The organism is Kitasatospora sp. NPDC036755 (assembly GCF_040636595.1).
Taxonomy (GTDB): domain Bacteria; phylum Actinomycetota; class Actinomycetes; order Streptomycetales; family Streptomycetaceae; genus Kitasatospora.
Genome location: NZ_JBEZUT010000490.1, coordinates 1 through 4,472, shown reverse-complemented (window position 1 = coordinate 4,472; position 4,472 = coordinate 1). Strand labels below are relative to the sequence as shown.

The 4,472-nt window shown below is 72.6% G+C and carries 3 protein-coding genes and 1 pseudogene; 3 read left to right on the top strand and 1 reads right to left on the bottom strand.

Features of this window, described 5'->3' with window-relative positions; all coding sequences use genetic code 11:
* From AB0E96_RS38570 to ahcY, 3 genes are all read left to right on the top strand, one after another.
* The coding region (locus tag AB0E96_RS38570) for an SIS domain-containing protein (RefSeq protein WP_359831122.1) at positions 1-649 on the top strand (649 nt) is incomplete at its 5' end.
* A 156-nt stretch (positions 650-805) separates the two neighbouring features.
* Positions 806-1,783 (top strand): cation diffusion facilitator family transporter, encoded by a 978-nt coding sequence (locus tag AB0E96_RS38565; protein WP_359831121.1) that lies wholly within the window; start codon positions 806-808, stop codon positions 1,781-1,783.
* A gap of 319 nt (positions 1,784-2,102) precedes the next feature.
* Positions 2,103-3,551 carry an adenosylhomocysteinase gene (ahcY, locus tag AB0E96_RS38560; protein ID WP_359831119.1) on the top strand — a complete coding sequence of 483 codons (1,449 nt, stop codon included), beginning with the start codon at positions 2,103-2,105 and terminating at the stop codon, positions 3,549-3,551.
* A 79-nt stretch (positions 3,552-3,630) separates the two neighbouring features.
* Here the strand turns inward: ahcY and AB0E96_RS38555 are convergent.
* Positions 3,631-4,472: pseudogene (locus tag AB0E96_RS38555) on the bottom strand (hypothetical protein); the annotation flags it as partial.

Here is a 4,472-nt window from a genome sequence, read left to right as displayed (position 1 = left end):
CTTCGGCTGGCACGGCATGGGCGAGTGGCTGATCAAGTCGATCAACGAACAGGACGTCAACTCGGTCGTGGCGATCAACCTGTTCACCGCCGCCGCCGTGCGCTGCCGCCCGGACGCGGCCGCGTACACCAACCCGGCGAAGGGCCTTGCCGCCCGGCTGGCCGGGACGGTTCCGCTGCTGTGGGCGGAGGGCCCGATCGCCGGGGCGGCCGTGACCCGGTTCGCCGCCCAGCTGGCCGACCGGGCCGGGCGCCCGGCGCTGGCCGGTCCGCTGCCGCAGGTGCTCACCGCCCACCGGGGCATGTTCACCGGGCAGTTGGGGGCGGGCGCCGACCCGGACGACTTCTTCCGCGACCGGGTCGAGGAGCCGGACCCCCTGCACCTGCAGGTCCTGCTGCTGCGGCACGCCCCCGGCGCGGCCGGCGCGGGGGCCGAGGACGCGCCGGACGGTCCGGTCGAGGTGCCGGAGGAGGACGCCGGGCCGCGCAGCTTCGGCGTCTCCCGGGCGCACCGGCTGGCCGCCGCGCACGACGTCCGGCTGACCGAGTACGCGAGCACCCGGCCGGACGCGCTGCACGCGCTGGCCGACCTGGTCGCGCTGACCGACTTCGCCGCCGTCTACCTGGGCCTCGCCGCCGCGCAGTCCTGAGACGGTCGGCCGGACGGGACGTCACGGCCGGTACGGTAGGCGCTCGACGAGCCGTACCGACCCGTGAGGACTGTCAGGCATGAATGAGCGGAGCGAGCACGCAGTCAGGGCGTGCGCGGTGTGCGGAGCGCCCGCCGAGTGCGGCGAGGTGGCCGCATGAGCACCGAGGGCGGCACCAAGGCACTCATCGCGGCCCTGTCCGCGAACCTGGCGATCGCGGCGGCCAAGTTCACCGCCTTCGGCTTCACCGGCTCCTCCTCGATGCTGGCCGAGGGCGTCCACTCGGTGGCCGACTCCGGCAACCAGGTGCTGCTGCTCGTCGGTGGCAAGCGGGCGCGCCGGGCGGCCGACGAGGAGCACCCCTTCGGGTACGGCCGCGAGCGCTACGTGTACGGCTTCCTGGTGGCCATCGTGCTGTTCAGCGTCGGTGGCCTGTTCGCGATCTACGAGGGCTGGCACAAGATCAGCCACCCGGAGAAACTGGACGCCTGGGGCTGGGCGGTCGGCGTGCTGGTCTTCGCCATCGGCATGGAGGGCTGGTCCTTCCTCACCGCGATGCGGGAGTCGGAGAAGGCCAAGGGCAAGCAGAGCTGGACCCAGTTCATCCGCACCGCCAAGGCGCCGGAGCTGCCGGTCGTGCTGCTGGAGGACACCGGCGCGCTGATCGGCCTGGTGCTCGCGCTGTTCGGCGTCGGGCTCACCGTGATCACCGGGGACGGCGTCTGGGACGGCGTCGGCACCCTGTGCATCGGCGTCCTGCTGGTGGTGATCGCCGTGGTGCTCGCCCTGGAGACCAAGTCGCTGCTGCTCGGTGAGTCGGCGAACAAGGAGTCGGTGCGCCGGATCCGGGAGGCGCTGGTGGACGGCGACGCGGTCACCGGGGTGATCCACATGCGCACCCTGCACCTCGGCCCGGAGGAGCTGCTGGTCGCCGCCAAGATCGCCGTCAACGCGGAGGACAGCGCGGCCCGGGTGGCGGCGGCGATCGACGCCGCCGAGGAGCGGGTCCGCGCGGCCGTCCCGATCGCCAGGGCGATCTACCTGGAGCCCGACGTCTACAGCGCCGAGAAGGCCGCGGCGGGCGACGACCCGGCCGCCACGCCCGGCGGCCCGGGCCCCGGCGGCGCCCACTGAGGCCTCCTGGGGCCCGGCTTGAGAGCGGGTCGGAGCGGGGGCCGAAATCGGTCATCGGCGGACGGCCGGCGGGGCCGTCGGTGTAGATTCGTCACCAGAGCCAGAACGTCGCTGCTGATGGCGGTCGATCGGCGGCCCGCACCCGTGGGGTGCTCGCCGGTCGAGGGAGAGAGGTCCTCCGACGGTTTGTGCTGCGCAACGGGAAGCCGGTCCACCAGCGGACCCGGCGGTTCCGGCGTGGCCGTGCACCCGTACGGCCTGACGCACGCGACGGCACGTCCGGACCTTGGCCCCACCCCCATCAGCGAGGAGCAGACGCATGTCGACCGACATCACCGGTGACTTCAAGGTCGCCGACCTTTCCCTGGCGCCGTTCGGCCGCAAGGAGATCCAGCTGGCCGAGCACGAGATGCCCGGCCTGATGGCGATCCGCGCCGAGTACGCCGAGTCCCAGCCGCTGGCCGGCGCCCGCATCACCGGCTCGCTGCACATGACCGTGCAGACCGCCGTCCTGATCGAGACCCTGACGGCGCTCGGTGCCGAGGTCCGCTGGTGCTCCTGCAACATCTTCTCCACCCAGGACCACGCCGCCGCGGCCATCGCCGTCGGCCCGGAGGGCACCCCGGAGAACCCGCAGGGCGTTCCGGTCTTCGCCTGGAAGGGCGAGACCCTGGACGAGTACTGGTGGTGCACCGAGCAGGCCCTGACCTGGCCCGACGGCAAGACCCCGAACATGATCCTGGACGACGGCGGCGACGCCACCCTGCTGATCCACAAGGGCGTCGAGTTCGAGAAGGCCGGTGCCGCGCCGGACCCGTCCACCGCGGACAACGACGAGTTCCGGATCATCCTGGAGCTGCTCAACCGCACCCTCAAGGACACCCCGAACAAGTGGACCGAGGTCGCCTCCACGATCAAGGGCGTGACCGAGGAGACCACCACCGGTGTCCACCGCCTGTACGAGATGCACCGTGACGGCAAGCTGCTGTTCCCGGCCATCAACGTCAACGACGCCGTCACCAAGTCGAAGTTCGACAACAAGTACGGCTGCCGCCACTCGCTGATCGACGGCATCAACCGCGCCACCGACGTCCTGATCGGCGGCAAGGTCGCGGTCGTCTGCGGCTACGGCGACGTCGGCAAGGGCTGCGCCGAGTCGCTGCGCGGCCAGGGCGCCCGCGTGATCATCACCGAGATCGACCCGATCTGCGCGCTCCAGGCCGCGATGGACGGCTACCAGGTCACCACCCTGGAGGACGTCGTCTCGATCGCCGACATCTTCATCACCACCACGGGCAACAAGGACATCATCCTTGCCTCGCACATGGAGCAGATGAAGCACCAGGCGATCGTCGGCAACATCGGCCACTTCGACAACGAGATCGACATCGCGGGCCTGTCGAAGCTCCCCGGCATCGTGAAGACCGAGGTCAAGCCGCAGGTCCACGAGTGGCGCTTCGCCGACGGCCACACCATCATCATGCTGTCCGAGGGCCGCCTGCTGAACCTGGGCAACGCGACCGGCCACCCGTCCTTCGTGATGTCCAACTCCTTCGCGAACCAGACGATCGCCCAGATCGAGCTGTTCACGAAGACCGAGCAGTACCCGATCGGCGTCTACGTGCTGCCGAAGCACCTGGACGAGAAGGTCGCCCGCCTGCACCTCGACGCGCTGGGCGTGAAGCTGACCACCCTGACCAAGGAGCAGGCCGACTACATCGGCGTTCCGGTCGAGGGCCCGTACAAGGCCGAGCAGTACCGCTACTGACCGGTGCTCCGCCCGACGGCCGGCGCCCCCTCTCCGGGGCGCCGGCCGTCGGCGTTGCCGGGCCGTCCCCGCGGGTCCGTCAGCGGGGCCGGCCGGCGGGGGAGGCCGGGACCGCCGCGCTCCACGAGGCCTCGTCCGCGCCGAACACGGTGAACCGGGTGAGCAGGCCGGCCAGTCCGCCGGCCTCCCGCACCGAGGGGATCCCCGCCGCGGTGCCGTTGGCGCAGAGCCGCACGCCCCCCTCGGCCCGGCACACCGGGGTGCCGCCGTCCGGCCGGCCGTCCGCGAACACCCCGAAGCCGTCCGGCTGGACCGTGACGCTCAGCCACTTCCCGTCGACGGTGTACGAGAGGATGGCGCTCCACGGGGGCTCGGAGTCCTTGGACGGCCGGTGGACCTCGGCGGTCCGCAGCACGAGGTCGGCGGGCACGCCGGTGGGCCGCACCGGGAACGGGACGTCCCAGGCGCCGAACCGGACGTCGGCCGCGACCCGGAGCAGGTCGTCCTGGATCTTCGCCCCGAGCCAGACGGTGGCGCGCAGTTCGGCCCAGCGGCCGGAGGGGGTCGACCAGCGCAGGCCGACCGTGGTCCCCGACTCGTCGGTGACCAGCCAGCGGGCCTCCCGGCCGGCGACCGCGGGCGCGGCGGTGGTGTGGGCGCCGGGCGCCAGGGTCTCGTCGGCACCGCCCAGCAGCCGGAGCTTCAGGTCGGGGACGGCGTTCAGGACGGCGGTCGTGGTGGCCGCGGTGGCGACGGACCGGCCGTCGGACTCCGCGTAGCCCACGGTCGGCCGGGCCAGCCACGGCGGCAGCCAGCCGAAGCGGACCTCCGAGCCCAGCGGACCGGTGGCCGCCGCCGGCGTCGGCGCGGTGGTCGGGGACGGGGCGAGGGAGACCGGGGCGGTCGGCGCGGGGACGGCGG